We start from the raw sequence: 26,197 nt of genomic DNA on the forward strand, positions 1-26,197 counted from the left end.
GTCCGGAGCGGGCCTTTCCCTGTACGTCAGCGCCTGTACACGGGGCGCCTCATGGTCTTCGTGGTCGGTGGTCCCTGCGGCGGTCAGTCGCCGATGAGGGCCGGCTTCGCGTGAAGCCGCTGCGTCTCGTCCTGCCACTCGGACGTGAGTGGCTTGAGGTTAGCTTCGACGGCGCGCGCATGGTGGCCGCAGAACAGAAGCTCTCCACCGGAGGACTGAAGGACTGCCCGAACGTAGGCCTGGGCGCCGCAGCGATCGCAGCGGTCCAGGGCAGTGAGCTCGCGAGTGGCTACTGCAGTGGTCATGAATGCCTCCTCATGTGGATCGTGTATTCATATAACCACTATTCGTCGCCGCTCCTTCGCAGGCTGGGCCCCCTTTCGCTGGCGGCGTATCAGAGGTATGGGTCACGTCCGGGGGACGCCGACGACGGCTCCTGCCGGTTCCTGTCGGTGCGAGGTAATAAACTGGGGCCACCCATCCCGGCAACCACCCTCCTGACGCCTGTCCGGGATCGTGCCCGTTCCGCCAAGGAGACTGATACACCGTGACCCCCACCTCGGACTACACCGCCCGGCACCTCTCGGTCCTCGAGGGCCTCGAGGCGGTGCGCAAGCGTCCCGGGATGTACATCGGGTCCACGGACTCCCGGGGCATCATGCACTGCCTGTGGGAGATCATCGACAACTCGGTCGACGAGGCACTGGCCGGCCACGGCCAGAGCATCACGGTCATCCTGCACGCCGACGGCTCCGTGGAGATCCACGACGACGGCCGGGGCATCCCCGTGGACATCGAGCCCAAGACCGGCCTGACCGGCGTCGAGGTGGTCTTCACCAAGCTGCACGCCGGCGGCAAGTTCGGCGGCGGCTCCTACACGGCCTCGGGTGGCCTCCACGGCGTCGGCGCCAGCGTGGTCAACGCGCTGTCCTCCCGCCTGGACGTCTTCGTCGATCGCGGCAGCAAGACCTACGCCATGTCCTTCCGCCGTGGTGAGCCGGGCATCTTCAAGGACGGCAGGACGCCGTCGCCCACCGCCCCCTTCGAGCCCTTCCTCGACGGGTCGCGCCTCGAGATCGTCGGGACGGCCAAGCGCGGTGTGACGGGGACGCGGATCAGGTACTGGGCGGACCGCCAGATCTTCACGCCGGACGCCACGTTCTCCTACGAGGAACTGCAGACCCGCGCCCGCCAGACGTCCTTCCTGGTGCCGGGCCTGCGCATCACGCTCCGGGACGAGCGGAGGCTCCCGGGCACGCCGGCGGAGTCCGGGCCCGTGGAGGAGGTCTTCCAGCACGACGGTGGCATCTCCGAGTATGCCGAGTTCCTGGCGCTCGACGCTGCGGTGACGGATGTGTGGCGCTTCCACGGGTCGGGTCGCTTCAAGGAGTCCGTGCCCGTCCTCGACGACCGCGGGCACAGCCACATGGCGGAGGTGGAGCGCGACTGCGAGGTGGACATCGCGTTGCGCTGGGGCATCGGCTACGAGACCACGGTCCGCAGCTACGTGAACATCATCGCGACCCCCAAGGGCGGCACGCACCAGAGCGGCTTCGAGCAGGCGCTCCTGAAGACCTTCCGCAAGGTCATCGAGGCCAACGCGCGCAAGCTCAAGGCCGGTAGCGACAAGATCGAGAAGGACGACGTCTTCGCCGGCTTGACGGCTGTCCTCACCGTGCGCCTCGCCGAGCCGCAGTTCGAGGGCCAGACCAAGGAGATCCTCGGGACCTCCGCCGTCCGGGCGATCGTCGCCAAGGTCGTCGAGAAGGAGCTGCAGGCGCGGCTGTCCTCGACGTCCCGGAACGACAAGGCGCAGTCGGCGCTGCTGCTGGAGAAGGTCGTCGCGGAGATGAAGTCCCGCATCTCGGCGCGGGTCCACAAGGAGACCCAGCGGCGCAAGAACGCACTCGAGACCTCCTCCATGCCGGCGAAGCTCGCGGACTGCCGCATCGACGACGCCGAGCGGTCGGAACTCTTCATCGTCGAGGGTGACAGCGCGCTCGGTACCGCGAAGAACGCCCGTTCCTCCGACTACCAGGCGCTGCTGCCGATCCGGGGCAAGATCCTCAACGTGCAGAAGGCCTCGGTGGGGGACATGCTCTCCAACGCCGAGTGCGCCGCCCTCATCCAGGTCATCGGGGCGGGGTCGGGGCGGAGCTTCCAGCTGGACGCGCGACGCTACGGCAAGGTCATCCTGATGACCGATGCCGACGTCGACGGCGCCCATATCAGGACGCTGCTCCTCACCCTGTTCTTCCGGTACATGCGTCCGCTGGTGGAGGCCGGCCGGGTGTACGCCGCCGTCCCGCCATTGCACCGGGTCGAGGTGATCAACGGGGGCTCCAAGGCCAACGAGATGATCTACACCTATTCGGAGGCGGAACTCACGCGGCTCCTCGCGTCCATGGAGAAGCAGGGAAAGCGCTACAAGTCGCCGATCCAGCGCTACAAGGGGCTCGGGGAGATGGACGCGGACCAGCTCGCGGAGACCACCATGGATCCGCGGCACCGGACGCTGCGACGCGTCCGCATCCAGGAGGCCGAATCCGCCGAACGCGTCTTCAACCTGCTGATGGGCAGCGACGTCGCGCCCCGCAAGGACTTCATCGTCGCGGGAGCGGCCTCCCTCGACCGGGATCGCATCGACGCCTGACGGGCACTCAGCCCAGCAGCTCGGGGGCCACCAGGAGCAGCGGAGGAATCACCAGCAGCAATCCGGCGGAGGACAGGGCGAGTCCCTGCTGGATCAGGCTGAGGGGCGGCAGGGGGCTCAGCAGGCGGCGCAGGCGCGGCACCGTCGAGGTCACGTCGGAGGTCCCGCCGGATACCGCCCTGGCGGTCGTCAGGGGGATGCCGCTCTCGTCGGCCAGCGCATCATCGAGGGCGTCCGGCGTCGACGGCGCAGCTCCCGCGCCCACGATGGCGATCGCACGGACGAGCGTCGGCTCGTCCACATGGCGCAGGGCCTCGTCGTCGGCGAGCATCTCGATCAGTTCGCTGACGGCCTGCTGTGCGAGGCGTGAGGTGGGCAACCACGGCAGCGCCGCCCGCCAGGCCGCGAAGGCCCAGAGCAGCAGATGGTGCCGCTGGTGCAGGTGCGCGTTCTCGTGCGTGAGGACGGCGTCGAGCTCCGCCTGGCTGAGGAGGTCCATCAGTCCGTCCGACATGACGGTGACGGAGCGGGCACCGCCGGGCAGGCAGTAGGCGACCGGCGCGGGGTGCTTGATGACGAGCGTCGCGGGCTGACCGGCCGCGGGGGAGCTGAGCAGGGTGAGCATGTCCCGATGCCGCCGGCGCTGCCGGTGGATGCGCACGAAGGTCAGGGCCAGGGTGAAGACGAGGTGCCCGAAGAGGAGGATCGCGGCGCTGATCGCGAAGACGTGGATGACGCCGAGGGATTCGGCCGACCCGTCGGCGAGCAGGATGTCGAGGAACGCCGCCGAGGCCGTGACGAGATTGTCGCCGAGGGGCTCGAGGCCCCAGACCAGCATGGCGCCGATCATGGACAGGCCGCCGGCCAGGGCTATCGACTGCCACAGCACCATGGCCGTGAAGGGCGCCCTGGCCGGCCAGCCGGCCCGCGAGAGCGCGATGGGTGCGGGCCACGCGAGGATGATCGCGAGCGCCGCGAGCAGGTAGGAGGCCCAGAACACGGGGCGGGTCAGCTGCCGCCGAGCAGCTTGCGCAAGGTCTGGGCTTCGGCCTCGGACACGCTGCCGATGAAACGGGCGAGCACGGCTTCGCGGTCCGGTGCGGTCACGAGCACTTCGTGCATGAGTTCCGCCGTGTGGTCCTCGCGGCTGGTGACGGACATGTACCGGTGCGGGCGGCTGTCGCGCTCCCGCTTGACGAGGCCCTTCTTCTCCAGCCGCGACAGCACGGTGAGGACCGTCGTCACGGCCAGTTCACGCCCCACTTCTCCCGACGGCGCCTCGGCGATGGCATCCCGCAACTCGTTGGCGGTCATCGCCTCCGGCGTCGTCCACAGCAGGTCCATCACTGTGCGTTCCAGGTCTCCGAGCGTTGCCATGTTCGTTCCTTCGATCAATCGCGATCCGCGCCCGTCGGGGGACGAGGCTGCATTCCCGGGAGGGAGATGCTGAAGCGTGGTAGCTCTAACGTACAACCTCCCGTCCAACGATTCTACTCCGTGTAGAAGTGTCGTCGGCATGTTCTACGATATGTAGAAGAACAAGTTCTACAGACCGTAGAAGTTTCGTCGACATCGGCGCGACGCACTGCTGAAAGGGCCCGATGGAAGCCTTGGAGATTGCCCGCTGGCAATTCGGAATCACGACCGTCTACCACTTCGTCATGGTCCCCCTGACCATCGGACTCGGCCTGCTCGTGGCCGTCATGCAGACCCTCTGGTACCGCACCGGTCAGGAGCACTACCTCCGGATGACCAAGTTCTGGGGGAAGCTCTTCCTCATCAACTTCATCGTGGGCGTCGCCACCGGTCTGGTGCAGGAGTTCCAGTTCGGCATGGCGTGGAGCGAGTACAGCCGCTTCGTCGGCGACGTGTTCGGCGCGCCGCTCGCGATGGAGGCGCTCCTGGCCTTCTTCGTCGAGTCCACGTTCCTGGGCCTCTGGATCTTCGGCTGGGGACGGCTTCCGCGCCTGGTCCACCTGCTCTCGCTGTGGGCCGCGGTGCTCGCGTCCGTCTTCTCGGCCTACTTCATCCTCGTCGCGAACTCCTGGATGCAGCACCCCGTGGGCGTCGAGATGGTCGACGGCCGGCCCGTCATGGTCGATGCCTGGGCGGTCTTCACCAACAACACCGCCCTCGTCGCCTTCCCGCACACCCTCTTCGGCTGCCTCGCCGTCGCCGGTGCCTTCCTCCTCGGCATCAGCTGGTACCACCTGTGGAAGAGGCGCCACGACGGTCTGGACACACTCGGCCCCGACGGGACGGTCGTCGTCGGTGACGGCGGCGGTGCACGGGACACGGCGGATCACACCGTGTGGCTCCGCTCGGCACGGGCCGGCGCCGTCGTCGCCATGATCGCCTTCGCCGGCACCGGCATCACCGGCGACCTCCAGGGCAAGCTCATGTTCGACCAGCAGCCCATGAAGATGGCGGCCGCCGAAGCGGCCTGCCATGACGGCACCGGGTTCTCCATCCTGTCGGTCGGCAACCTCGGCGCGCAGAGCTGTGAGGACATCACCGCGGTCATCGAGGTGCCCGGCGTGCTGTCCTTCCTCGCCAACGGCGACTTCACCACCGAGGTCAAGGGCGTCAACACCCTCCTGCCCGAATACCAGGAGAAGTACGGCACGCACCTGCCGGACGATCCGATGTACGGGGACCTGGCGGGGTCGGAGATCGACTACCTGCCGGTCATGGAGGTCACCTACTGGGGATTCCGCATCATGATCGGGTTCGGGGCAGTCGCCGCCGCGGCGGCCGCCGCCGCCCTGTGGGTCCTGCGGAAGGGCACCGTCCCGGAATCGCGGTGGCTCATGCGGCTGGCGGTCTTCGGGATCCTCGCGCCGTTCGGGGCGAACATCGCGGGATGGGTCTTCACCGAGATGGGTCGCCAGCCCTTCGTCGTCGCACCCAATCCGGACCCGACCGGCATCGACGGCGTCTTCATGTTCACCGCAGCGGCGGTCTCGCCCGGCGTGTCCCTCCCGGAGCTGGTCACCTCGCTCGTCCTGCTGACCCTCGTCTATGCCGCCCTGCTCGTGGTCGAGGTGAAGCTGCTCGTCACCTACGTCCGCGGCGGCACCGCCTCCGCGATGCCCGAGCTCGCCCGTCCGGAGGGCGACCCGGGGGCCGACGGCGGCAGGAAGGACGACGGCGATGTCCTCGCTTTCGCCTACTGACCGGCCCGCCGGGCCCGCGGTCGCGAGCCGCCCGCACCACCCCGGCAACGCCACCGCCCCGCACCCCGACTCCCTGCCCCTCTCGACCGCCCGGAAGGATCCCCGATGACCGAGGCCCTGCCCACCCTCTGGTTCGTACTGATCGCCGTCCTGTGGTCCGGCTACCTCTTCCTCGAGGGCTTCGACCTCGGCGTGGGGATGCTGATGAAGCTCATGGCCCGTGACGACACCCAGCGGCGCGTGCTGCTCAACACGGTGGGCCCGGTGTGGGACGGGAACGAGGTCTGGCTCGTGACGGCGGTGGGCGCAACGTTCGCGGCCTTCCCCTACTGGTATGCCTCCCTCCTGTCCGCGCTCTACCTGCCGTTCCTGCTGGTCCTGCTCGGTCTGATCTTCCGGGCCGTGGGGTTCGAGTGGCGTGGCAAACGGCACAGCGACACCTGGCGCAACGGCTGGGACCGGGCCATCGCGCTCGGGTCGTTCGCCGCGGCAGCCGGGATCGGCGCGGCGCTCGCCCTGACGACGACCGGCCTGCCGCTCGACGCGAACGGCGACCGCGTGGGCGGTGCCTTCGCCTGGGCCACTCTGCCGGCACTCCTCGGTGCCGCCGCCGTCGTGCTGTTCTGCCTCGTCCATGCCGCCGCGTTCATCGCCCTGAAGACCGACGGCGGCGTGCGCATGCTGGCGGACCGCCTGTTCCGCCGGCTCCTGCCGGTCGCGATGCTCCCGTTCCTCGCGTGGGCGCTCCTGGTGCAGCTGGACACGGGATCGGTGCTCACCTGGCTCGCCGTGGTCGTCGCCGTCGGCGCGCTGACCGCCGCCCACCGTTTCTCGTCGGTGGGCCGTGACGGCCGCGCGTTCGCGGCGCTGGGCCTCGGGATGCTGGCGCTGGTCGGGTCGATCTTCGGGGCCGTGTTCCCCGTGGTCCTCCCGTCGACGATCGACCCCGCCTTCGACCTGACCGTGCAGAACGCGTCGTCCTCGCCCTACACGCTCGGCCTGATGAGCATCGTCGCCTGCTTCGGGGTGCCGCTCGTCCTCGCGTACCAGGCGTGGACCTACTGGGTCTTCCGACAGCGGGTCTCGGAGTCGAGCATCCCGGCGGCGCACGCCGTCACCGCACTGTGAGCGGCGCCCTCGGGACCGCCGTGTCCCGGCCGGATGCCGGACGCGTTCCGGTCACCCCGGAGGAAGGCGACGCCGTACCGGCGGGCCGGCGCGTCTCGCCGCTGACCACGCTGAGGGCAGGAGGGCCCGCGGGCGCCGCGGGGTCGACGTCGGCGCTATACCTTCTCGGCGTCCTGGCCGCCGTCCGCGCGGCCGGGCTGGTGCTCCTGGCACAGGCCCTCGCCCTCGGTATCGGCTCCCTCGCCGCCGGCTCGCTCGACGTCCGCGGCGTGCTGCTGCAGGGTGTCCTCGGTGCCGGACTGCGCACCGTCGCGGCGTGGGGGCAGGACGCCACCGCCGCGCGCCTCGCGCTCGGTACCAGGGAGCGGATGCGCGAGGCGGCGCTCCTGCGCCTGCTCGACGACGGCGGCACCACGCGTGCCGCCGCGGGCAGCGGCACGGGCTCCCTCGCGGTGCTGCTCACCCGAGGGCTCGACGGGCTCGACAAGTACTACACGCAGTACCTGCCCGCGCTCGTCACATGCGCCGTGGTCCCGCTGCTCATCGGGGCGCGGATCCTCGCCGCGGACTGGGTCAGCGCGCTCGTCGTCGTCCTGACGGTGCCGCTCGTCCCCGTGTTCATGGTGCTGATCGGCCTCCACACGCAGGAGCACACGCAGCAGGCCACCACCGCGCTGGGACGCCTGTCCGACCACCTGCTCGAACTCGCGCGGGGTCTCCCCGTCCTCGTCGGGCTCGGCCGCGCCGCCGAACAGACCCGCGCCCTCCGGGACATCGCCGACACCTACACCTCCCGCACCATGACGACCCTCCGCACGGTCTTCCTCTCCTCCCTCGCCCTCGAGCTGATCAGCACCCTCTCGGTGGCGGTCGTCGCGGTCTTCGCGGGCGTGCGCCTGATCCACGGTGACCTGGGCCTGGAGACCGCGCTGATCGCCCTCATCCTCGCGCCCGAGTGCTACGGCCCCCTGCGCGACGTCGGTACGGCCCACCACGCCAGCGAGGACGGGGAGGAGGCCGGCGCCCGCGTCCGTGCGGTCATCGACGCCTCCGCGGCACCGCCGGAGGACCTGCCGGTGCGCGCGGGCCAGGCGGACGGCGGGGCGGGTGGACCGGACGCCATCCGGGTGGAGGGCCTCACTGCCCGGTACGACGGCCTCCTCGAGCCGGTCCTCCCAGGCATCTCCCTCGTGCTCGAGCCCGGGACGGTGACCGCGCTCCGGGGCCCGAGCGGTTCCGGGAAGTCCACCCTGATGCGCGCCCTGGCCGGGGGAGCGGCCCTCCCTCCCGGGCTCCGCCTCGGGGGCCGGGTGTCAGGGCTCCGGCCCGGCGCGGTCGCCTGGGTGCCGCAGCACCCCGAACTCCTGCTCGAGACGGTTCGCGCCGAACTCGCCCTCTATGCCGGGCTTCCCGCGGGATCGCCCATCCTCGACGCCCAGCTCGCCGCCGTCGGTGCCACCGGACTCGCCGACCGCCGCAGCACGGAACTGAGCCCGGGCGAACTGCGGCGCGTCGCCGTCGCCCGCGCCCTGCTGCGCGCACAGGATCCGTCCGTCACCCTCCTCCTCCTCGACGAGCCGACCGCCCACGTTGACGACGACGCCTCCCGCGCCATCCGCGCAGCCGTCATGGAGCGCCGGACCGGCCTGACCGTCCTGCTGATCGCGCACGACGACGAGACGGCGCGCCTCGCATCGGCCGAGGTGCGCCTCGGCGGGCCGCCTTCGCGCGGTGTTGCGCCCGGCCCGATGCCCCGCTCCATGGCGGAGATCCCGGAGATCCCGGACATCCCGGACATCCCGGACATCCCGGACATCCCGGACATCCCGGACATCCCGGAGAGGGCGGGGATGCCGGAGGTCCGGTCCGGCTGCGTGCCGGCGGAGCCCTACGCAGGGACCCGGCCCACCACGCGGGCCCATACCGTTCCCGGCACCTCGCCCGGATCCGCGGTATCCGGAACCCCCTCCGGGGATGCGGTCGGGCGCCGGTCGCACGCCCCTGCGGCGTCGTGGCCGCACGTGGCCCGTGACGTGCTCGCGCTGGTCCGGCCGTGGGACCGGCGGTTCCTCGCCGCAGCCGTGCTCGGGCTCGGCGCCTCGGTCTTCGCCGTCGCCCTGACCGCGCTCAGCGGCTGGCTGATCGTCCGGGCCGCCGACCAGCCGCCCATCCTCTACCTGCTCACCGCGATCGTCGGCGTCCGCTTCTTCGGCATCGGCCGCTCCCTCCTGCGCTACGAGGAACGTCTCTGGCTGCACCGCGCCGTGTTCCGCCGGGCGGACGATACGCGGCTGCGCCTGTGGACCGGTCTGCTCGGCACCGGGCGGTCGTGGCGCACGATCGCCCGGGGCTCCGGGGGCATCGAACGGCTGGTCGGGGACATCGACGAGCTCCGGGACCTGTCCTCGCGCGCCCTGCTGCCCTTCCTGGTCTCGGTGCTGACCGGCACCGGCGCGCTCCTCACGACGGCCGTGCTGCACCCGGCCTCCCTCGGGTGGCAGGCACTGTCCGTCGTCGCGGCCCTCGTCGTCGCACCGGCCGTCGCCGTCCTGCGTGAGCGGGCCGCGGGCGCAGCCGCGGTCCGGTTGCGGGCCCAGGGCCTCGAACGCGTCACGAGCCTGCTGCGGGCCGCCCCCGATCTCCGGGTGAACGGCGTCCACCGGCCCGCGCTCGCCGAAACGCGTGAGCTGGGGGAATCGGTCGCGGCGGCGGCGCGTCGTTCGGCCGCGGCGGCGGGTGCGTCGACGGCCGTGATCGTCGCCGCGTGCTGTACCGCCTCCCTCGGCATCCTCGTCGGCGCGGGCGGTCTGCCGGCGGACCTCACGGCCGTCCTGGTGCTCATGCAGCTCGCCCTGATCGAGCCGTTCGTCGCCGGCACGTCCGCCGTGCAGCACTGGGGTCCACTGGCGGCCGTGACGGGCCGGATCCTCCCGCACCTCAGCCCTGCCGGCTGGGAGGAGGGCCTGCAGCACACGGACGGCAGCATCGGCGGCCCGCCCGCGCAATCCGCCGCGCTCCGCCGGGCGAGCATCGGCTACGAGCCCGGGCGCCCCGTGGTCGCCGGCCTGGACCTCGAGCTGGCACCGGGGCGCTGGACCGGGCTCACGGGTCCCTCCGGCAGCGGCAAGTCCACGGTGATCGGTGCCCTCCTCGGCTTCCTCCCCCTCGAACGCGGGACACTCCTCGTGAACGGGGAGCCCGGGAACGACGGCGATACACCGCGCATCGCCTGGTGCCCCCAGGAAAGCCATCTCTTCGATTCCAGCCTGCGCTCCAACCTGCAGCTCGCCCGTGCGCCCGGCGACCCGGCCACGGACGCCGAGCTGGACGCCGTCCTCGGTGCCGTGGGACTGACCGGCCTGGTCGAAGGGCTCGACGACGGGCTGGATGCACCCGCCGGGGCGGGAGGATCCAGGCTCTCCGGCGGGCAGCGGCAGCGGCTCGCCGTGGCGCGCGCCCTGCTCACGCGGTCCGGCGTCGTCCTCCTGGACGAACCCACCGCCCATCTCGACGCCGACGGCGCCCGGTCGCTGCTCGAGGATCTGCGGCGGGGACTCCCCGACACCGCCGTACTCCTCGTGACGCACGACCCCGCGGAGGCCGCACGGTGCGACGACGTCGTGGCGCTGGACGCCCGCGCCGTCCACGACCGGACGTCCCGGGGGGTGGACGCCTGACCGGCGGGGCCACGCCAGGCCGGCCGGGTACGCCACGGACTGCTCCGTCCTACCCCGGGTGAGGGTGGGCGCGCTCCTCCTGGAATACGCTGGGGCCATGAACACGCCCTCCACGCCCGGCCACGACGCCGGTGCGGACACCCCGGCACCGGATGCTCCACAGCTGCCCGACGGGCTGCAGTGGCGGGCGCTCACCTACGCCGACATCCCCCGCTGGCATGCGCTCATCCGGCGCATCGCGGAGCAGGACCAGCCGGACTGGGTGGAAGAGCGCGCCGACCTCGAGCAGGCATTGCGGGCCTCGAAGAACGATCCCCGCAGGGACACCGTCGCCGGGTTCGACGGCGACGGCGAGCCGCGGGCCTTCGGGCGCCTGTCGCGGAATCCCGGCTCGTCGCTCATCCACGGCGCCGGCGGGGTCGACCACGCGTGGCGCGGCCGCGGTATCGGCCGGGCCGTCCTCGCCTGGCAGGCCTGGCGCGCGGAGATGCGGCTGCGGGAGACCGGACACACGGAGGGGGTCTTCCGGAACTACGTCGAGGAGCGCAACCCCTCGCACCTGGCGCTGCTCACCGCGAGCGGCAGCAGCATCGTCCGCTACTTCACGGAGATGACAAGGCCGCTGGACCAGCCCATCCCCGACCTCACCTTCCCCGAGGGGCTGCAGCTCCTCACCTTCGCCGAGGGCGCGGACCGCGGCATCTCCGAGCTGGTCCGCCTCGCCCACAACGACGCCTTCCAGGACCACTGGGGGAGCGAGCCGCGCGATCAGGAATCGTGGCAGTTCACCGTCAGCCACCCGGAGTTCCGTGCGGACTGGAGCCTCGCGCTCCTGGACCCCTCGACGGGCGAGGTCGTCGCCTACCAGCTGTCCAGCTACGATCCCGATTCCCAGCGGCTGCTCGGCCGCACGGAGGGCTATACCGACCTCCTCGGTGTCCGGCGGACCTGGCGGGGTCGCGGCCTCGCCCCGGCCCTGCTGGCCGAGGCGATGAGGCGGTACCGCGCGGCGGGCATGCAGAACGCAGGGCTCGGCGTCGACACCGAGAACCCCTCGGGGGCGCTCGGCCTGTACGAGCGCATGGGCTACGTCCCGACCCAGCGGTCGATCGTGTTCGACCTGCCGTTGCACGTGCGCCCCGCCTGACCCTTCCCCCACCTCTTCCCCTCGGCGCGCGGACTGTGGTTCACTCGTAGGCACGGAGGGGAGTATCCCCACATCCGGTTCGTCGTCACTACGAGGGTCCCGGCACCCTCCGGCGGACAGGGCCACCCGGGTGGCCGGGAGAGACCTCCAGTTGGTATCCACTGACTGGAAGGCACTTCATGGACGTCCCCCTCTGGGTCTGGTTCGCCGTCATCGGCTTCATCCTCCTCATGCTCGTCGTCGACCTCGTCGCACACCGGTACGCCCACGTCATCAGCGTCCGCGAGGCGGCCGCCTGGTCCGGCGTGTGGGTGTTCTGCGGCATCGTGTTCGGGATCATCGTGTGGCGGGTCTGGGGCGCCGGGTTCGGGCAGCAGTACTTCGCCGGCTACCTCATCGAGAAGTCCCTCGCCGTGGACAACGTCTTCGTCTGGGCGATCATCTTCACGTTCTTCGCCGTCCCCCGCGAGTACCAGCACCGCGTCCTGTTCTTCGGGGTCCTCGGCGCCCTGGTCTTCCGCGGGATCTTCATCGCCGCCGGGTCGGTGCTGATCCAGAACTTCTCCGGGGTCCTCTACGTCTTCGCGGCCTTCCTGCTCTTCACCGGGTACCGGATGCTCGTCCAGCGCGACGAGCACATCGATCCGTCGAAGTCGCGGGCCCTGAAGCTCTTCCGCCGGTACGTGCCCACGACGGACGCCTTCCACGGCCAGCGGTTCCTCATCCGGAAGAACGGGATCCTGCTCGCCACCCCCTTGCTCGCCGTCCTCGTCCTGGTGGAAGTCACCGACATCGTCTTCGCCGTCGACTCAATCCCCGCGATCTTCGCCGTCACCGACGAGGTGTTCCTCGTCTTCACCGCGAACGCGTTCGCGATCCTGGGCCTGCGCGCCATGTACTTCCTGCTGGCCGACCTCATCCACCGCTTCGTGTACCTGAAGGTCGGGCTCGCCCTGGTCCTCGTCTGGGTGGGCATCAAGATGGCCCTCAAGATCGACCTCTACTACATCCCCACGCCGATCTCCCTCGCAGTGATCACCACCATCCTCACCGCCGCCGTCGTCGCGAGCCTGGTCGCCACCCGCGGCCAGGCACGGCGGGACCTGCCGGGACCCGCCGTCGCCCCCTTCCGCACCGCCGGCGAGGAGGAGATGGCCGCCCTCCAGCCGCTCCAGGGCGGGCGCCGCGGCTCGACGGCGCGGGCTCGGGCCGGCCGGGACGGCGGGCCGGAGATGTCCACGGGCGACGACGCGCAACCGACGCCCGGCCCGGGGCCGGATCAGGGCGAGCCCGCGGACGGCGGGACGAGCGGCATGGACCGCCGGTCATGACGCCGGAGCGGAGGGCTGCCGAGCGGGTGGGGGTCAGCGCGCCGCGCGGCCGCGCCAGGGCCGGCAGCACCAGCGAACTCATGGCGCATCCTCCCCGCCTTCGTCCTGCGCCGCGGGCTCGCCCTGACCGTCCCGTCCGAGGACCCGGTCCCGGGTGGCTACTCGTGGACGGGCTCTCCGGTCACGCGGTGGTCGGCGTGGTTCATGCCCTCGAGGATGAGGCGGGACAGATGTCCGTCCACGATGCTGTAGATGACGTTGCGCGCATCCTTCCGCGTGGAGACCAGCCCGGAGAGCCGGAGCTTGGCCAGGTGCTGGCTCACGGCCGTCCGGTTCGCGCCGGTGGCAGCAACGAGGCTCCCGACGTCGGCGGGCCCGCCGGTGAGGATCCAGAGGATGTGCAGGCGGGTCGGATCCGACAGCATCCGGAAGGTCGCCGCGCCGGCCTCGAGGCGCTCGGCGTCCGGCTCCACCGGGTGGACGAGGCTCGGCCCGCCCTGCGGGCCGTCGTCCGGAGCGGCGGGCCCCCGGGGGTCGGCGGACTCCCCACCCAGATGTCCGCCCGTCTGTCCGCCCATGCCGACCACGTCCCTTCCCTTCCCGGCGCCTGCGGTGGTGTCCTGACCTACCGTCCGCCGCCCGCGGGCCGGGCCGTTCGCCCGTCCGGCGTCGTCGACGTCGGAGCGTGGCCGTCCCGGGCCCCCGACGTCGGAGCGTGGCCGTCCCGGGCCCCCGACGGCCACACCACGAAGGCGACGACGGTGCCCGCGAGCGCGAGTGCCGCGAGGGTCAGGGCGGCCACGGCCTGGCCCGCGGCCGCGCCCACCCAACCGGCGACGGGGTAGGTGAGCATGAAGCAGGCATGGGACAGGGAGAACTGGGCGGTGAAGAGGTAGCTCCGGGTGCTGTCGGTGGCGGCGCGGCGCAGCAGCCGCGAGGAGGGGGTGCTGATCATGGAGGTGCCGATGCCGAGGACGGACCACAGGCCGAGCAGGATCGCCCACGAAGTGCCGGTGAGGGGCACCCGGCTCTGCTCGGTCAGGGCGAGGAAGGCCGCGGCCGGCAGTCCCGCCGTCAGGACCGCTGCGCCGATGAGCATGAAGGTCCGGTCGGGCGTGCGCTCCAGGACGCGCGGCGCGAGGAAGGCGACGAGCATGGAGCCCGCACCGAAGGACGCCAGGGCGATCGCCACGTCGGTGTTCGATCCGCCGAAGAGGTCCCGCGCGTAGACGACCGTATTGACCAACACGAGGGCCGTGGCGGCCGCGACGACGAGGTCCAGGGCCAGCAGCCCGCGCAGGGGTGGCTCCCGCAGGAAGATCCGGCTGCCGAGGGTGGTGCGGTGCAGCAGGGAGCCCTGCTGCACCGCCGGCGGGATCGCCGGCAAGGCGGTCGCGAGGACCATGGCCGCGGACACCAGGAAGCCGAGCATGGTTCCCACGAACAGGGCGTGGAACGTCATCACCGTCAGGAGGGCCGCAGCGAGCAGCGGGCTGACCAGGGACTCGAGATCGTAGGCGAGCCGGGACAGTGACAGCGCCTTCGTGTAGTCCTTCTCCTCGGGCAGCACCACCGGGATGAGGGCCTGGAACGCCGGGGTGAAGGTCGCCGACGCGGACTGCAGGACGAACACCAGAACGTAGACCTGCCAGACCTGGTCGATGAACGGCAGGCTCAGGGCGATCGCCGCGCGCACCAGATCCGCGCCCACGAGGACCGCCTTCCGGGGGAGGCGGTCGACGAGCGCCGCCATGACGGGTGCCACGAAGACGTAGGCGACCATCTTGATCGTCAATGCCGTGCCCAGGACCGCGCCCGCCCGACCGGTCGCAAGATCGAAGGCCAACAGGCCGAGCGCCACGGTCAGCAGGCCCGTCCCCAGCAGGGCGACGACCTGGGCGGTGAAGAGATTCCGGTACGCGGGACGGCGTAGGACGGACAGCATGGCGGAGGACCCGTCTCGAGCAGGAGTACGTTACCTCAGCATAAGTGCACCAGTACGCACGTGGTCACATGTCGTGCATGATCGTCGGTCCGTTCAGCCCGCCGGGGCGAGGTCCCGGCGGCGCATGAGACCCAGCGCCAGAACGCCGCCCGCCGCGACGGCCGCGACCAGCCACCACAGGCCCTCGACATCGACGCCGTCGCCCGTCACCGTGGGCGTGACGCCCATGGGTGACAGCTGGACCACCCAGTCCGGGAAGCCGAACAGGGGCCCGAACAGCCCGAGCATCATGCTGACCAGCACGAGCGCCCACCCGAGCGGGATGGTCAGCCGCGGGGCGACGACGAAGATCACCGCCGTGACGACGAGGAACACCGAGGCCGCGGCGATCTGCCCCGCACCGGTGATGGCCACATCACCCAGCAGCGCCCAGTCGCCGTCGCGGGAGGCGAGGCCCGCCGCGGCGCCCGCCAGGGCCGCCCCGATCACCACCAGGATGCCGACGAAGGCGATGACGAGGAAACTCGCGAGCCACCGGACGCGGTCCACCGGGGTGCTCAGCACCAGCTCCGCCGTGCCGCGCGTCTCCTCCTGGCGTGCCCTGCAGACCGTCTGTACGGCGCAGCACGCGGCGAGGATGCCCAGCATCGTGAAGAAGACGACGACCGTGCCCTGTTCAACGTCCGCGCCGCCGGCTATCGAGCGGATGACCTGCTCGACGGCGGGGTTGTCCGTCCCGATGTCACGGATCACCGCGGCGAGGGTGGTTGCGAGGATCCCCGTGACCAGGCCCCCGACACCCCACCCGAGGATCGAGGCCCGGGTCTGATGCGCGACGAGACCGAGCGGGGTCGACAGCGTCGCGGGGGCGCTGCGCCTGCCCCGCCGCTCGGGGACGAAGCTCCCGCCGAGGTCACGGACCGAATGCAGGGCGACCGCGACGCCGGCCAGCACCATCCCGAGTGCTGCACACCAGAGGATCGGCCACAGGTTGTCCTCGGCGAACGGCCGGGTCTGCTCTCCCCACCCGAACGGTGACAGCCAGGTCAGCCAGGAGCTCTCGATGCGCTGCAGATCGTTGCTCGGCGTGCCGAGGGCGTTGCCGACCCCGGCTGTCAGGAACGAGACCATCAGGACCCAGACGGCCAGGGAGTTCGCGCCCGACGACGTCCTCATGAGCTGGGCGGAGACGAGACCCACACCGAGGAAGGTCAGCCCCACGGCGCCGGCGCCCAGGCCGGACACGACCGAGCCCCGGACCCCGAGTCCGGCGGCGGTCAGTGCGACGGCACTGAGGGCCGCCAGCACGACATTGGCGAGGATGCCGTGGGTCAGCGTGGCACCGAGCGGCGCCCGGCGTCCGGCCCGGGTGGCTGCCACCAGTTCGGCGCGCCCGGTCTCCTCGTCGCCGCGTGTGTGCCGCACGGCGAGGAACGAGCTCATCAGGGCTGCGAGGAGCGCCAGGAACGGGAAGATCAGGAAGAGCATGAAGGCGCCCTCGCCGGCTCCCGACGGCAGTCCACGGAAGAGCAGGATCACGGGATTGGCCATGACCACCGCCAGGATCGAGGCGCGAGCCTCCTCGGTGCCGTACGCCTGCGCGACACTCACCTTCGTCAGGTAGGCCAGCAGGGCGGTGCCGGCCGTCCACAGCAGCAACTGCACCCCGTCGCGCCGCACTCGCTGGCCGAGGAGCGCCGGGAACGTCGTCATCGGGCCGCTGTCCTGTGCCGCTCGCGAACGGTCCCGTCCTGACCGGTCGGGGCTATGTCGTCGCCGTAGTGCCGGAGGAACAGCTCCTCCAGGGAGGGTGGTTCGATGCGGAGCCCCTCGACCTGCAGTGCCGTGAGCGCCGGCAGCACCGAGGAGACGTGGTCGCTGTCGACGGTGAACCGGGCCCGTCCGTGCTCCAACCGCACATCGTGGGTGTCCGGGATGGACTCGAGCGGCGAGGCGTCCGCTGCCGCGAAGGAGACCTCGGTACGGGTGAGGTGGCGCAGGTCGGCGAGGGTGCCGGACTCCACGACCTTCCCGGCACGCACGATGCTCACGACGTCGCACAGCTGCTCGACCTCGGAGAGGACATGGCTCGAGAGCAGGACGGTGGCGCCGCCCTCCCGCACCCGGGTGATCTCGTGCTGGAACACCATCGCCATCAGGGGGTCCAGGCCGCTGGTCGGTTCGTCGAGGATGTAGAGCTCGGCGGGCACCGCGAAGGCCGCGATCAGCGCCAGCTTCTGGCGGTTGCCTTTGGAATAGGCCCGGCCCTTCTTGCGCGGGTCGAAGAGGAAGGCCGCCATCAGCCGCTCCCGCTCGAGGCGGTACCCGCGCTCGTGGCGTCGGACGCCGCGCAGGCGGGAGAGGAAGTCGATCGTCTCCCCGCCGGACAGGTTCGGCCAGACACTGACATCGCCGGGGACGGACGCGATCCGGCGGTGCAGGGAGGCGGCCTCACGCCAGGGGTCGGCGCCGAAGACCTCGACGGTGCCCGACGTCGCGCGGGCCAGGCCGAGCAGGACGCGGATCGTCGTGGACTTCCCGGCACCGTTGGGCCCGAGGAAACCGTGGATCCGGCCCTCTCCGACGTCAAGGTCCAGCCCGTCGAGTGCATGCACCCGACCGTAGTACTTGGCGAGATCACGGGCCGAAAGGACGCTGGCCATGCAGGGGAGCATACGCCCGCTGCGAAACCTTGGGAACGGTCCTCGGGCCCGGTGGCCGGCCCTAGAGCAGCGTGCCCTGGGCGTCGTCGTCCGGGAGTGCGTCCCGTGCCGGATCGCCGGGCTGCGACGCCGCGGCCGTCGGTCCACCGACCTCCGGCACCGCCGGCCGCGTCGCCTCGATGAGACCCACCAGGTTCGGTCCGACGGCGTCGATCTGCTGGGTGAGGGGGACACCGGAACCGTCGCGCCGCCCGTGTTCGGTGGGCAGGGCGCGGGCCACGCCGTTGGCGGAGGCGGCACGCGCGGGGCCATGGCCCGCCCATGCCAGGGAGAGCGACTCCTCGCCTCGGAGGAAGCGGTGCGCGCGCACACCGGCGGTGGCACGGCCCTTGACGGGATACTCGGAGAACTCGGTGACCTTCGCCGAGCCCGCAGCCGTCCCGGGCAGCGCGTCGCCCGCCGCGGCCACCGTCACCACCACGCCCTGCCCGTCCCCGTGGGACACCGCCCCGAAGTGCAGGACGGCGTCGCCGGCCGCGAGCTTGATGCCGGCCACCCCGCCGGCCGTCCGGCCCTGCGGCCGCACGACCGAGGCCGGGAACCGAAGGAGCTGGGCCAGGCGGGTGATGAAGACGAGGTCGTCGGCATCGGAGGCCGCAGCGATTCCCACCACTTTGTCCTTCGGCTTGAGCGAGATGATGCCCCAGTCGTCGCGGTTCAGCGGGTAGTCGGGCTGCACGCGCTTCACCACGCCCTGCGCGGTGCCGAGGGCGACCACCGCCCCCAGTGGGGCGAGCCCCACGAGGCTCTCGCCGCGCTCCAGCGTGATGAACTCCGACGACGGCACTCCGCCCGCGAGGTTCGGCACGCCGGCCGTGGGCGGCAGGGCGGGCATGTCCATGACCTGGAGGCGGATCATCCGGCCGGCCGAGGTCACGGCACCCACCTCGCCGCGCGCCGTGGAGGCGAGGACGGACCGGAAGGCGTCGTGCTTGATCCGCTGCCCGTCCCCGAAGGGCTGCCGATCGGAGGTACGGGCGAGCTGGCCGGACGCCGAGAGGAGGACCCAGCAGGGATCGTCGGCGATCTCGAGCGGCATCAGCGCCTTCGCACCCCTGGCAGCGGGCGCCGGGAGGGTGGAGCCCTTCAGCGGGGCGGCCGCCTCGGACTCCAGCAGGACGGTGCGCCGGGGTGTGGCGAACTGGTCCGACAGCGCGGCGAGCTCGTCGGAGACCAGGGTGCGGAGCCGTTCCTCCGACCCGAGGACGGCGTCCAGCTCGGCGATCTCGAGGCGGAGCTGGTCCTGCTCCTTCTCGAGCTCGATGCGCGAGTACTTGGTGAGCTGGCGCAGCCGCAGCTCGAGGATGTGGTTCGCCTGGACCTCGGAGAGGTCGTAGATGGACATCAGGCGCTCCCGCGCGGCGGAGGTCTCGTCCGAGGAGCGGATGATCTGGATGACCTCGTCGATGTCCACGATCGCGACGAGCAGGCCCTCCACGAGGTGCAGGCGGTCGCGCTTGCGCTGCAGCCGGTAGGAGGTGCGGCGGCGGACCACGAGGATCCGATGGGTGATGTAGACCTGCAGGAGCTCCAGCAGTCCGAGCGTGCGGGGCTGCCCGTCCACGAGGGCCACGTTGTTGATGCCGAAGGAGTCCTCCATCGGCGTGAAGCGGTACAGCTGCGCGAGGACCGCGTTCGGGTTGAAGCCGTTCTTCAGCTCGATCACGAGGCGCAGGCCGTGCTTGCGGTCCGTGAGGTCGACGATGTCGGAGATGCCCTGGAGCTTCTTCGCGGTGACGGCGTCCTTGATCTTCTCGATCACCTTCTCCGGCCCCACGGTGTAGGGGAGTTCGGTGACCACGAGGCCGGTCCGGCGGGCGGAGAGCTGCTCCACCTTCACCGTGGCGCGGGTCTTGAAGGAGCCGCGTCCCGTCGCGTAGGCGTCCCGCACGCCGTCGAGCCCCACGATCTTCCCGCCGCTCGGGAGGTCCGGTCCGGGCACGAAGCGCATGAGGTCCTCGAGCGAGGCCTCCGGGTGCGCGATGAGGTGGCGTGCTGCCGCGACGACCTCGCCGAGGTTGTGCGGCGGCATGTTCGTCGCCATGCCGACGGCGATGCCGCTGGCACCGTTGACCAGGAGGTTCGGGAAGGCGGCGGGGAGCACCTCCGGCTGGGTGAGCTGGTTGTCGTAGTTCGGGACGAAGTCGACGACGTCCTCGTCGAGGTGGTCGGTCAGCGTCAGGGCGGGGGCCGCCAGGCGCGCCTCCGTGTACCGGGCGGCCGCCGGGCCGTCGTCGAGCGAGCCGAAGTTGCCGTGCCCGTCGATCAGCGGCAGGCGGAGGGAGAAGTCCTGGGCCATGCGCACCATGGCGTCGTAGATGGCGCTGTCGCCGTGCGGGTGGAGCTTGCCCATCACCTCGCCCACCACGCGGGCGGACTTCACATGCCCGCGGTCCGGGCGCAGGCCCATGTCGGTCATCATGTAGAGGATGCGCCGCTGGACGGGCTTCAGGCCGTCGCGGGCGTCGGGGAGTGCACGCGAGTAGATCACGGAGTACGCGTACTCCAGGAAGGAATCCTCCATCTCGGTCTCGACGTCGATGTCGATGATCTTCTCGGTGAAATTCTCCGGCGGTGCGGAGTTCTGGCGCCTGGCCACGTGGCGGTTCCTCAACAACTCAGGGGTACGGTTCGGGGTGGTCGAGTGGCATCCGCGACCCGGGGACGGTTCCGACCGCGGTCCCGGCCCGGCCCGGGGGATGCCGACTACCCTGAGTCTATGGTGGCAGACGGACAATACCCCGAATACTGGGAAGCTGATGTCGTCCTGCGCGACGGCGGGACGGCCCATCTGAGGCCCATCTCACCCTCCGACGCCGACGCCGTCCAGGCGTTCCACGTCCGCCAGTCGCAGAACTCCATCTACCTGCGGTTCTTCACCTACAAGGCCAGGCTCAGCGCCAAGGAGCTCCGGCGCTTCACCGAGGTGGACCACCGGGACCGCGTCGCGTTCGTCATCACGCGGGGCGGGGACATCATCGGGATCGGCCGCTACGACCGGCTCGACGACCCGCTCGAGGCCGAGGTGGCGTTCAACGTCTCCGACCACCACCAGGGGCGCGGCGTCGGCTCCATCCTGCTCGAGCACCTCGCCGCCGCCGCCCGCGAGAACGGCATCGGGCGGTTCTCCGCGGAGGTCCTGCCCGAGAACCGGAAGATGATTACGGTCTTCGCCGAGGCCGGCTACGAGGTGGAGCGGCACTTCGACGACGGCGTCGTGATGCTCAGCTTCGACATCGACCCTACCCGGAAGTCCCAGGCGGTGATGGAGGCCCGTGAGCACCGCGCGGAGGCGAGGAGCATGGCGGAACTCCTGACGCCGTCGTCCGTGGCCGTGATCGGTGCCAGCCGCGAGTGGGGGACCGTGGGCTACGCGCTGCTCGACCACCTGGTGGACGGCGGTTTCACCGGGCGCGTGTACGCCGTCAACCCCGAGGCCTTCGAGCTGCACGGCATGGTCTCCCACGCCTCGCTCGCCGAGGTCCCGGAACCCGTGGACCTCGCGGTCGTCGCCGTACCGCAGGACCAGGTCGAGGCCGTCGTCGACGAGTGCGGGCGTGCCGGGGTCAAGGGCCTGCTCGTCGCCACCGCCGGCTACGGGGAGGACGACGGCGACGGCCTGGCGCGGCAGCGCGCCCTCGTGCACAAGGCCAGGGCGCAGGGCATGCGCGTGGTCGGGCCGGCGTCGCTGGGCCTCGTGAACACGGATCCCGCGATCCGGCTCAATGCCTCGATGGCGCCCGGGCTGCCGATGCGCGGGGCGCTGTCCCTCTTCAGCCAGTCCGCAGGCCTCGGCGTGCTCCTCTACGCCAGCGCGTACCGGCGCGGGCTCGGCGTCTCCTCGGTGATCTCCGCCGGGAACCGCGCCGACGTCTCGGGCAACGACGCCATGCAGTTCTGGGAGGACGACCCGACCACCCGCGCCGTCGGCCTGTACTTCGAATCGATCGGCAACCCGAGGAAGTTCTCGCGGATCGCCCGCCGCCTGGCCCGGACCAAACCCGTGATCGTCGCGAAGAGCGACGTCACGGGCCTGCAGCTCCCCCCGGGCCACGCCGTCCGCACCAGCCAGGCGCCCCCCGGCGCCCTCGACTCCATGCTCCGGCAGTCCGGGGTGATGCGCGTCGAGACGACGGAGCAGCTCATGGACATCGCCCAGATCGTCGCGAGCCAGCCCCTGCCGCAGGGCCCGGGCGTGGCGGTGTTCAGCAACTCGTCCGCCCTCGGCAAGGTGGTGGCCGACGGCGTCGTGTCGCAGGGCATGACCGTCGCGCGGCTGGAGACCGGGCTGCTGCTCGACACGGGGCAGTCGGTCGCCCTGCCCGCCCTCACCGCGGCCGTGGCGGATGCACTGCGCGACGACGCCGTGCACACGGCGATCGTCACCACGCTGCCCGCCCGCGGGCTCACCGCCGAGGCCGTGGCCGCGTGCCTGCAGCGGTGCGCCGAGGCCGCGGGCAAGCCCGTCATCGCGTCCTTCACGGGCATCCTCGATGCCGGGGTCCAGCTCGACGGGCTGGTGGCCGCGCCGTCGTCCGGCGACGCGCCCGCACCCCCCGCTGCCCCCGCCGCAGCCGATGCATCCGCGGCGCCTCCCGACCCCGGTCCCGTCCGGGCGCCCGCCGCGCCGGCCCCCGCCGGGCAGGCCACCACCGACACCGGGCGCGCGCTGCCCCTGCAGCGCGGACTGCCCTGCTTCCCCAGTCCGGGAGCGGCCCTGGCCGCGCTCGGCGCCGTGGTCCGGTACGCGCACTGGCGCTCCCGCGACCACGGGGAGTTCGTGGATCCCGACGGCGTCGACGTCGACGCCGCGACGCGGGTCCTGGCGGGCGTGCGGGCCAGGGTGGCCGACGTCGAACTCACGAGGCTCACCGCCGGGGAGAGCGCCGCGCTGATGGGCTGTTACGGCATGCACCTCCAGCCGTCCGCCCGCTTCTCCTCCGCCGACGAAGCGGTCGAGGCTGCCGGACGCCTCGGCTGGCCGGTGGCGCTGAAGACCATGGACGAGAACCTGCGCCACCGCCTCGACCTCGGCGGCGTCCGGCTGAACATCGACGACGCCGAGTCGCTGCGCAGGAACATCACCCTGATGGAGAAGGTGCTCGCCCCGTTCGGCAGCTTCGGCATGGAGGTGCAGTCCATGGCTCCCTCCGGTCAGGCGTGCAGCCTCCGCGCCATCGAGGATCCGCTCATGGGCCCGGTGATCTCCTTCGGTCTGGCGGGCGACGCCGTCAACCTGCTCGACGACTGGGCCCACGCCGTCCCGCCCCTCAGTACCGGCGACATCGCGGACCTGGTGCGCGCCCCGCGGGCGTCCCGCAAGCTCTTCGGCTACCAGGGCCTGCCTCCCGCCGATGTCGCGGCCATCGAGGACCTCGTGGCGCGCGTGGCACTGCTGAAGGACAACCACCCGGAGATCGCCCGGCTCGAGTTCAACCCCGTGCTCGTCGCCGCGTCCGGCCTCTCGGTGCTCAGTGCCGCGATCGACGTCGGCAATCCGCAGCGCCGCACCGACAGCGCACGGCGTGCGATGCGCGACTGACGGCGCCCGTGCCGCGTGCGCGGGTTGGTTAGGCAGGAAGCGGGCCGGTGGGGGAAACTGGGGATATGACCCCATCGCTTTCCGTACAGTGGCGCGACCTCGATGCATCGCTCGAGCGGGCAGGCTTCTATCCCCGGCTCGTGGCCGACGTCGTCCATGACGCCCTCGACGGCCGGGAGCCGCTCTCGCACGTCGCGCACCTCGAGACGCACTTCGAACGGACCGAGGTACACCGCCACATCACGGTCCTGGTCCTCACCGAGGACATGCTGGTCATCACGCACGTGGACGACCAGCAGCTCGACGACGCCGGCGAGCAGGTCATGGCGCAGATCTCCACGGAGTCCGTCCCCGTCAGCCAGATCCGCTCCGTGGTCCTCAGCTACCTCTACGCGCAGCCGCAGGACTACAAGCCCACCGACCAGGTCCGCGAGATGACCCTCGCCATCGCCTGGTCCGGCGGGCAGCGCCTGGACATCGGCCCCGCCAGCTGCGGGGACCCGCAGTGCGACGCCGACCACGGCCTCACGGGGACGATGGCGCAGGAGGACATCGTCCTGCGCGTCAGTGCCGAGGCGGACGGTGCGCAGGCGGTGCAGAACGCCAAGGGGTTCGCCCGGGCGCTGCGCAAGGTCAACACGGCGAGCCCCGTATCGGGCGGGTACGTCGCCGCCCCGGACGTGACGCCGCGCCGGCAGCCCGGCTTCGGCGCGCGGTTCAACAGGCCGCACCACCAGCGGTAGCGCTTGATGCCTTTCCTCCACAGGGAGCCCCTTCCCGCCCCGCCTGCCTACGGCGCGTCCACGGTGGCCGAGGTGATGACCAGCTCGGCCGCCGCGCTCGGCGTGGACGGCTTCACCAACTCCCTCGGCCTGCCCGACGCGCGGCGTATCGCCGTCGTCATGGTGGACGGGCTCGGCATGGCGCTGCTGCGCAGATACGCGGCGCATGCCCCGTTCCTGCGGGAGAGCCTCGCGTCGGCGCGGATCCTCTCCTCCGCCTTCCCCTCGACGACGGCGGCATCGCTGGCCAGCCTGGGTACCGGCCTCGCCCCGGGCCAGCACGGCCTGGTGGGCTACGACGTCCTCGATCCCGCGCAGGACACCGTGGTCAACATGCTCGGCCGGTGGGACGACGCCGTCGATCCGCTCGCCTGGCAGCCGCACCCGACGGTCTTCGAGAGGGTGTCCGCGCACGTCCCCGTCGTCACCGTGAGCCACCCCCGCTTCGAGGACTCGCCCATGACGCGCGCGGCACTGCGCGGCGGCGCCTTCGCCGGGGCGAGCACCATCCACGCGCAGATCGACGCCGCCGCCGTCCGGCTGGCAGCGGCGCCGACCATGCTGATGTACTTCTACGTCAACGACCTCGACAAGGCCGGTCACCGATGGGGCGTCGACTCCCAGCACTGGCTGCGGGCGCTCGAGGATCTCGACGCCGCCCTGAAGCTCCTGGCCCGCCGCGTGCCGTCGGACACCCTCCTGCTCCTGACGGCGGACCACGGCATGGTGGACATCGCGGCACCGCAGCGGATCGACTTCTCCGAGCAACCGGACCTCCTCGAGGGCGTCGCCCACACGGGCGGCGAGCCGCGGATGCTCCACCTCTACCTCGACCCGGACCTCCCCGCCGGGGAGCGGGACGCCCTGGCACTGCGCTGGCACGAAGCCTTCGGGTCCCGGGCCTGGGTCCTGACGCGGGACGAGGCCGTCGCCGGAGGCTACTTCGGGCCCGTGCGCGAGGACGTGCTGCCGCGCATCGGCGACCTGCTCGTGCTGGCACGGGAGGGGATCGCCCTCATCGACGGGCGGCGCGTGCAGCCGACCGCATTCGAGCTGGTGGGACAGCACGGCTCCCTCACGCGGGCCGAGCGCGACATCCCCCTCATCACCCTGGCGACGCCCGCCGGTCCCGGCCGCCCCAGGGGGAGCCGCGGCAAGGGGGTCCGCCGTGGCTGAGCTCCTGTTCTTCTCGGGCACCATGGACTGCGGGAAGTCGACCCTCGCGCTGCAGATGGACCACAACCACAAGGCCCGCGGCCGCCGGGGGGTGCTCTTCACCTCCCACGACCGGGCGGGGGAGTCCATGATCTCCAGCCGCCTCGGGCTCCGGGTGCCGGCCGTCGAGGTCTTCCCGGACACCGACTTCTGGACCGAACTCACCCTGCGGCAGACCATGGGCGCGCGGATCGACTACGTGATCTGCGACGAGGCCCAGTTCTACACCATCGACCAGATCGACCAGTTGGCGCGCGTCGTGGACGAGATGGACATCGACGTCTTCGCCTTCGGGATCACCTCGGACTTCCGCACGCGGCTCTTCCCCGGGTCGCAGCGCCTGATCGAACTCGCGGACCGCGTGCAGGTGCTGCAGGTCGAGGCGCTGTGCTGGTGCGGCAGGAGGGCCACCCACAACGCCCGGACGGTGGACGGCGTCATGGTCGTCGAGGGGGACCAGATGGTGGTCGGCGACGTGGACCAGCCGATCGACGACGACGCCCCGGCGCTCCTGCGGCGTCCCGAGGACCATCCGCTGTCCGGCGGACGGGACCGCGAGCCCGTGGTCGGGTACGAGACGCTGTGCCGACGGCACCACATGCGCCGCCAGACCTCCAGGACCTCGCCGTCGCTCTACTCCAACGAGGTTCCGCTGCCCTTCGAGGCACGGGAGCATGAATCTGGCAGAATCTGACCATGCCACATACAGACGATCATGCAGAGCACAGGCAATACCACGACGCCGACACGCTCCGGGTCCCGTTCTGGATCCCTCTGGCCGGAGTCGGGGCCGGCGCCTTCTGGGCACTGGCCGGGGTGGTCGTCGGCGTCGCGATCACCCGCCGTCGGCGCGCCTGACCGGGACACTCGGCCGGGCC

19 protein-coding genes are annotated in these 26,197 nt (G+C 71.4%); 11 read left to right on the forward strand and 8 right to left on the reverse strand.

The window, feature by feature from the left end:
• Positions 1 to 83: 83 nt before the first annotated feature.
• Positions 84 to 305 (reverse strand): hypothetical protein, encoded by a 222-nt coding sequence (locus CXQ92_RS00480; RefSeq protein ID WP_104164319.1) that lies wholly within the window; start codon positions 303 to 305, stop codon positions 84 to 86.
• Between the two features lie 242 nt (positions 306 to 547).
• Here CXQ92_RS00480 and CXQ92_RS00485 point away from each other — a divergent pair, with 242 nt between their 5' ends.
• Positions 548 to 2,653 carry a type IIA DNA topoisomerase subunit B gene (locus CXQ92_RS00485; RefSeq protein ID WP_104164321.1) on the forward strand — a complete coding sequence of 702 codons (2,106 nt, stop codon included), beginning with the start codon at positions 548 to 550 and terminating at the stop codon, positions 2,651 to 2,653.
• Positions 2,654 to 2,660: 7 nt separating this feature from the next.
• On the opposite strand, the gene CXQ92_RS00490 is transcribed toward CXQ92_RS00485, so the two are convergent.
• On the reverse strand, positions 2,661 to 3,653 hold the full coding sequence (locus CXQ92_RS00490; protein WP_104164323.1) for a M56 family metallopeptidase: 993 nt from the start codon (positions 3,651 to 3,653) through the stop codon (positions 2,661 to 2,663).
• A gap of 8 nt (positions 3,654 to 3,661) precedes the next feature.
• A complete protein-coding gene (locus CXQ92_RS00495) occupies positions 3,662 to 4,030 on the reverse strand; it encodes a BlaI/MecI/CopY family transcriptional regulator (RefSeq protein ID WP_104164325.1) in 369 nt (122 codons plus the stop codon).
• Between the two features lie 224 nt (positions 4,031 to 4,254).
• On the opposite strand from CXQ92_RS00495, the gene CXQ92_RS00500 reads away from it, so the two are divergent.
• The 5 genes from CXQ92_RS00500 (at position 4,255) to CXQ92_RS00520 (ending at position 13,112) form a co-directional block, all read left to right on the forward strand.
• The gene (locus CXQ92_RS00500) at positions 4,255 to 5,829 is read left to right on the forward strand and encodes a cytochrome ubiquinol oxidase subunit I (RefSeq protein WP_104164326.1); all 1,575 of its coding nucleotides are present in this window, start codon (positions 4,255 to 4,257) and stop codon (positions 5,827 to 5,829) included.
• Positions 5,830 to 5,934: 105 nt separating this feature from the next.
• Positions 5,935 to 6,957 (forward strand): cytochrome d ubiquinol oxidase subunit II, encoded by a 1,023-nt coding sequence (gene cydB, locus CXQ92_RS00505; protein ID WP_104164328.1) that lies wholly within the window; start codon positions 5,935 to 5,937, stop codon positions 6,955 to 6,957.
• Positions 6,954 to 10,634: a thiol reductant ABC exporter subunit CydC gene (gene cydC / locus CXQ92_RS00510; protein WP_104164330.1), complete on the forward strand. Its 3,681-nt coding sequence runs from the start codon at positions 6,954 to 6,956 to the stop codon at positions 10,632 to 10,634. Before cydB ends, cydC begins: the two co-directional genes overlap by 4 nt.
• Positions 10,635 to 10,731: 97 nt before the next feature.
• Positions 10,732 to 11,781 (forward strand): N-acetyltransferase, encoded by a 1,050-nt coding sequence (locus tag CXQ92_RS00515; RefSeq protein WP_181033505.1) that lies wholly within the window; start codon positions 10,732 to 10,734, stop codon positions 11,779 to 11,781.
• A 179-nt stretch (positions 11,782 to 11,960) separates the two neighbouring features.
• A complete protein-coding gene (locus CXQ92_RS00520) occupies positions 11,961 to 13,112 on the forward strand; it encodes a TerC family protein (RefSeq protein ID WP_104164332.1) in 1,152 nt (383 codons plus the stop codon).
• Positions 13,113 to 13,270: 158 nt separating this feature from the next.
• On the opposite strand, the gene CXQ92_RS00525 is transcribed toward CXQ92_RS00520, so the two are convergent.
• The 5 genes from CXQ92_RS00525 to CXQ92_RS00545 form a co-directional block, all read right to left on the reverse strand.
• Complete coding sequence (locus CXQ92_RS00525; protein WP_104166565.1) at positions 13,271 to 13,690, reverse strand: metalloregulator ArsR/SmtB family transcription factor; 420 nt, start codon at positions 13,688 to 13,690, stop codon at positions 13,271 to 13,273.
• Between the two features lie 47 nt (positions 13,691 to 13,737).
• Positions 13,738 to 15,057 (reverse strand): MFS transporter, encoded by a 1,320-nt coding sequence (locus CXQ92_RS00530; protein WP_104164334.1) that lies wholly within the window; start codon positions 15,055 to 15,057, stop codon positions 13,738 to 13,740.
• Positions 15,058 to 15,150: 93 nt separating this feature from the next.
• The gene (locus tag CXQ92_RS00535) at positions 15,151 to 16,770 is read right to left on the reverse strand and encodes an ABC transporter permease (protein ID WP_104164336.1); all 1,620 of its coding nucleotides are present in this window, start codon (positions 16,768 to 16,770) and stop codon (positions 15,151 to 15,153) included.
• Positions 16,767 to 17,720 (reverse strand): ABC transporter ATP-binding protein, encoded by a 954-nt coding sequence (locus CXQ92_RS00540; protein ID WP_104166567.1) that lies wholly within the window; start codon positions 17,718 to 17,720, stop codon positions 16,767 to 16,769. The genes CXQ92_RS00535 and CXQ92_RS00540 overlap by 4 nt, the downstream gene beginning before the upstream one ends.
• Before the next feature lie 61 nt (positions 17,721 to 17,781).
• A complete protein-coding gene (locus tag CXQ92_RS00545; RefSeq protein ID WP_181033506.1) occupies positions 17,782 to 20,379 on the reverse strand; it encodes a DNA topoisomerase (ATP-hydrolyzing) subunit A in 2,598 nt (865 codons plus the stop codon).
• A 120-nt stretch (positions 20,380 to 20,499) separates the two neighbouring features.
• Here CXQ92_RS00545 and CXQ92_RS00550 point away from each other — a divergent pair, with 120 nt between their 5' ends.
• The 5 genes from CXQ92_RS00550 (at position 20,500) to CXQ92_RS17720 (ending at position 26,177) form a co-directional block, all read left to right on the forward strand.
• On the forward strand, positions 20,500 to 23,322 hold the full coding sequence (locus CXQ92_RS00550) for a bifunctional GNAT family N-acetyltransferase/acetate--CoA ligase family protein (protein ID WP_104164338.1): 2,823 nt from the start codon (positions 20,500 to 20,502) through the stop codon (positions 23,320 to 23,322).
• A gap of 65 nt (positions 23,323 to 23,387) precedes the next feature.
• Positions 23,388 to 24,065: a DUF5998 family protein gene (locus tag CXQ92_RS00555; protein ID WP_104164340.1), complete on the forward strand. Its 678-nt coding sequence runs from the start codon at positions 23,388 to 23,390 to the stop codon at positions 24,063 to 24,065.
• Positions 24,066 to 24,071: 6 nt separating this feature from the next.
• A complete protein-coding gene (locus CXQ92_RS00560; RefSeq protein ID WP_104164342.1) occupies positions 24,072 to 25,280 on the forward strand; it encodes an alkaline phosphatase family protein in 1,209 nt (402 codons plus the stop codon).
• Positions 25,273 to 26,013: a thymidine kinase gene (locus CXQ92_RS00565; protein WP_104164344.1), complete on the forward strand. Its 741-nt coding sequence runs from the start codon at positions 25,273 to 25,275 to the stop codon at positions 26,011 to 26,013. Before CXQ92_RS00560 ends, CXQ92_RS00565 begins: the two co-directional genes overlap by 8 nt.
• A 2-nt stretch (positions 26,014 to 26,015) precedes the next feature.
• A complete protein-coding gene (locus tag CXQ92_RS17720; protein ID WP_146067329.1) occupies positions 26,016 to 26,177 on the forward strand; it encodes a hypothetical protein in 162 nt (53 codons plus the stop codon).
• Positions 26,178 to 26,197: the final 20 nt, after the last annotated feature.

This window comes from Arthrobacter sp. SX1312 (assembly GCF_002929295.1).
Taxonomy (GTDB): domain Bacteria; phylum Actinomycetota; class Actinomycetes; order Actinomycetales; family Micrococcaceae; genus Arthrobacter_D.

Excerpts from the sequence above, each read along its gene's own strand:
- CXQ92_RS00480 (WP_104164319.1), bottom strand. The coding sequence starts at position 305 with ATGACCACTGCAGTAGCCACTCGCGAGCTCACTGCCCTGGACCGCTGC.
- CXQ92_RS00495 (WP_104164325.1), bottom strand. The coding sequence starts at position 4,030 with ATGGCAACGCTCGGAGACCTGGAACGCACAGTGATGGACCTGCTGTGG.
- CXQ92_RS00500 (WP_104164326.1), top strand. The coding sequence starts at position 4,255 with ATGGAAGCCTTGGAGATTGCCCGCTGGCAATTCGGAATCACGACCGTC.
- cydB (WP_104164328.1), top strand. The coding sequence starts at position 5,935 with ATGACCGAGGCCCTGCCCACCCTCTGGTTCGTACTGATCGCCGTCCTG.
- CXQ92_RS00515 (WP_181033505.1), top strand. The coding sequence starts at position 10,732 with ATGAACACGCCCTCCACGCCCGGCCACGACGCCGGTGCGGACACCCCG.
- CXQ92_RS00520 (WP_104164332.1), top strand. The coding sequence starts at position 11,961 with ATGGACGTCCCCCTCTGGGTCTGGTTCGCCGTCATCGGCTTCATCCTC.
- CXQ92_RS00525 (WP_104166565.1), bottom strand. The coding sequence starts at position 13,690 with ATGGGCGGACAGACGGGCGGACATCTGGGTGGGGAGTCCGCCGACCCC.
- CXQ92_RS00530 (WP_104164334.1), bottom strand. The coding sequence starts at position 15,057 with ATGCTGTCCGTCCTACGCCGTCCCGCGTACCGGAATCTCTTCACCGCC.
- CXQ92_RS00535 (WP_104164336.1), bottom strand. The coding sequence starts at position 16,770 with ATGACGACGTTCCCGGCGCTCCTCGGCCAGCGAGTGCGGCGCGACGGG.
- CXQ92_RS00540 (WP_104166567.1), bottom strand. The coding sequence starts at position 17,720 with ATGGCCAGCGTCCTTTCGGCCCGTGATCTCGCCAAGTACTACGGTCGG.
- CXQ92_RS00550 (WP_104164338.1), top strand. The coding sequence starts at position 20,500 with ATGGTGGCAGACGGACAATACCCCGAATACTGGGAAGCTGATGTCGTC.
- CXQ92_RS00555 (WP_104164340.1), top strand. The coding sequence starts at position 23,388 with ATGACCCCATCGCTTTCCGTACAGTGGCGCGACCTCGATGCATCGCTC.
- CXQ92_RS00560 (WP_104164342.1), top strand. The coding sequence starts at position 24,072 with ATGCCTTTCCTCCACAGGGAGCCCCTTCCCGCCCCGCCTGCCTACGGC.
- CXQ92_RS17720 (WP_146067329.1), top strand. The coding sequence starts at position 26,016 with ATGCCACATACAGACGATCATGCAGAGCACAGGCAATACCACGACGCC.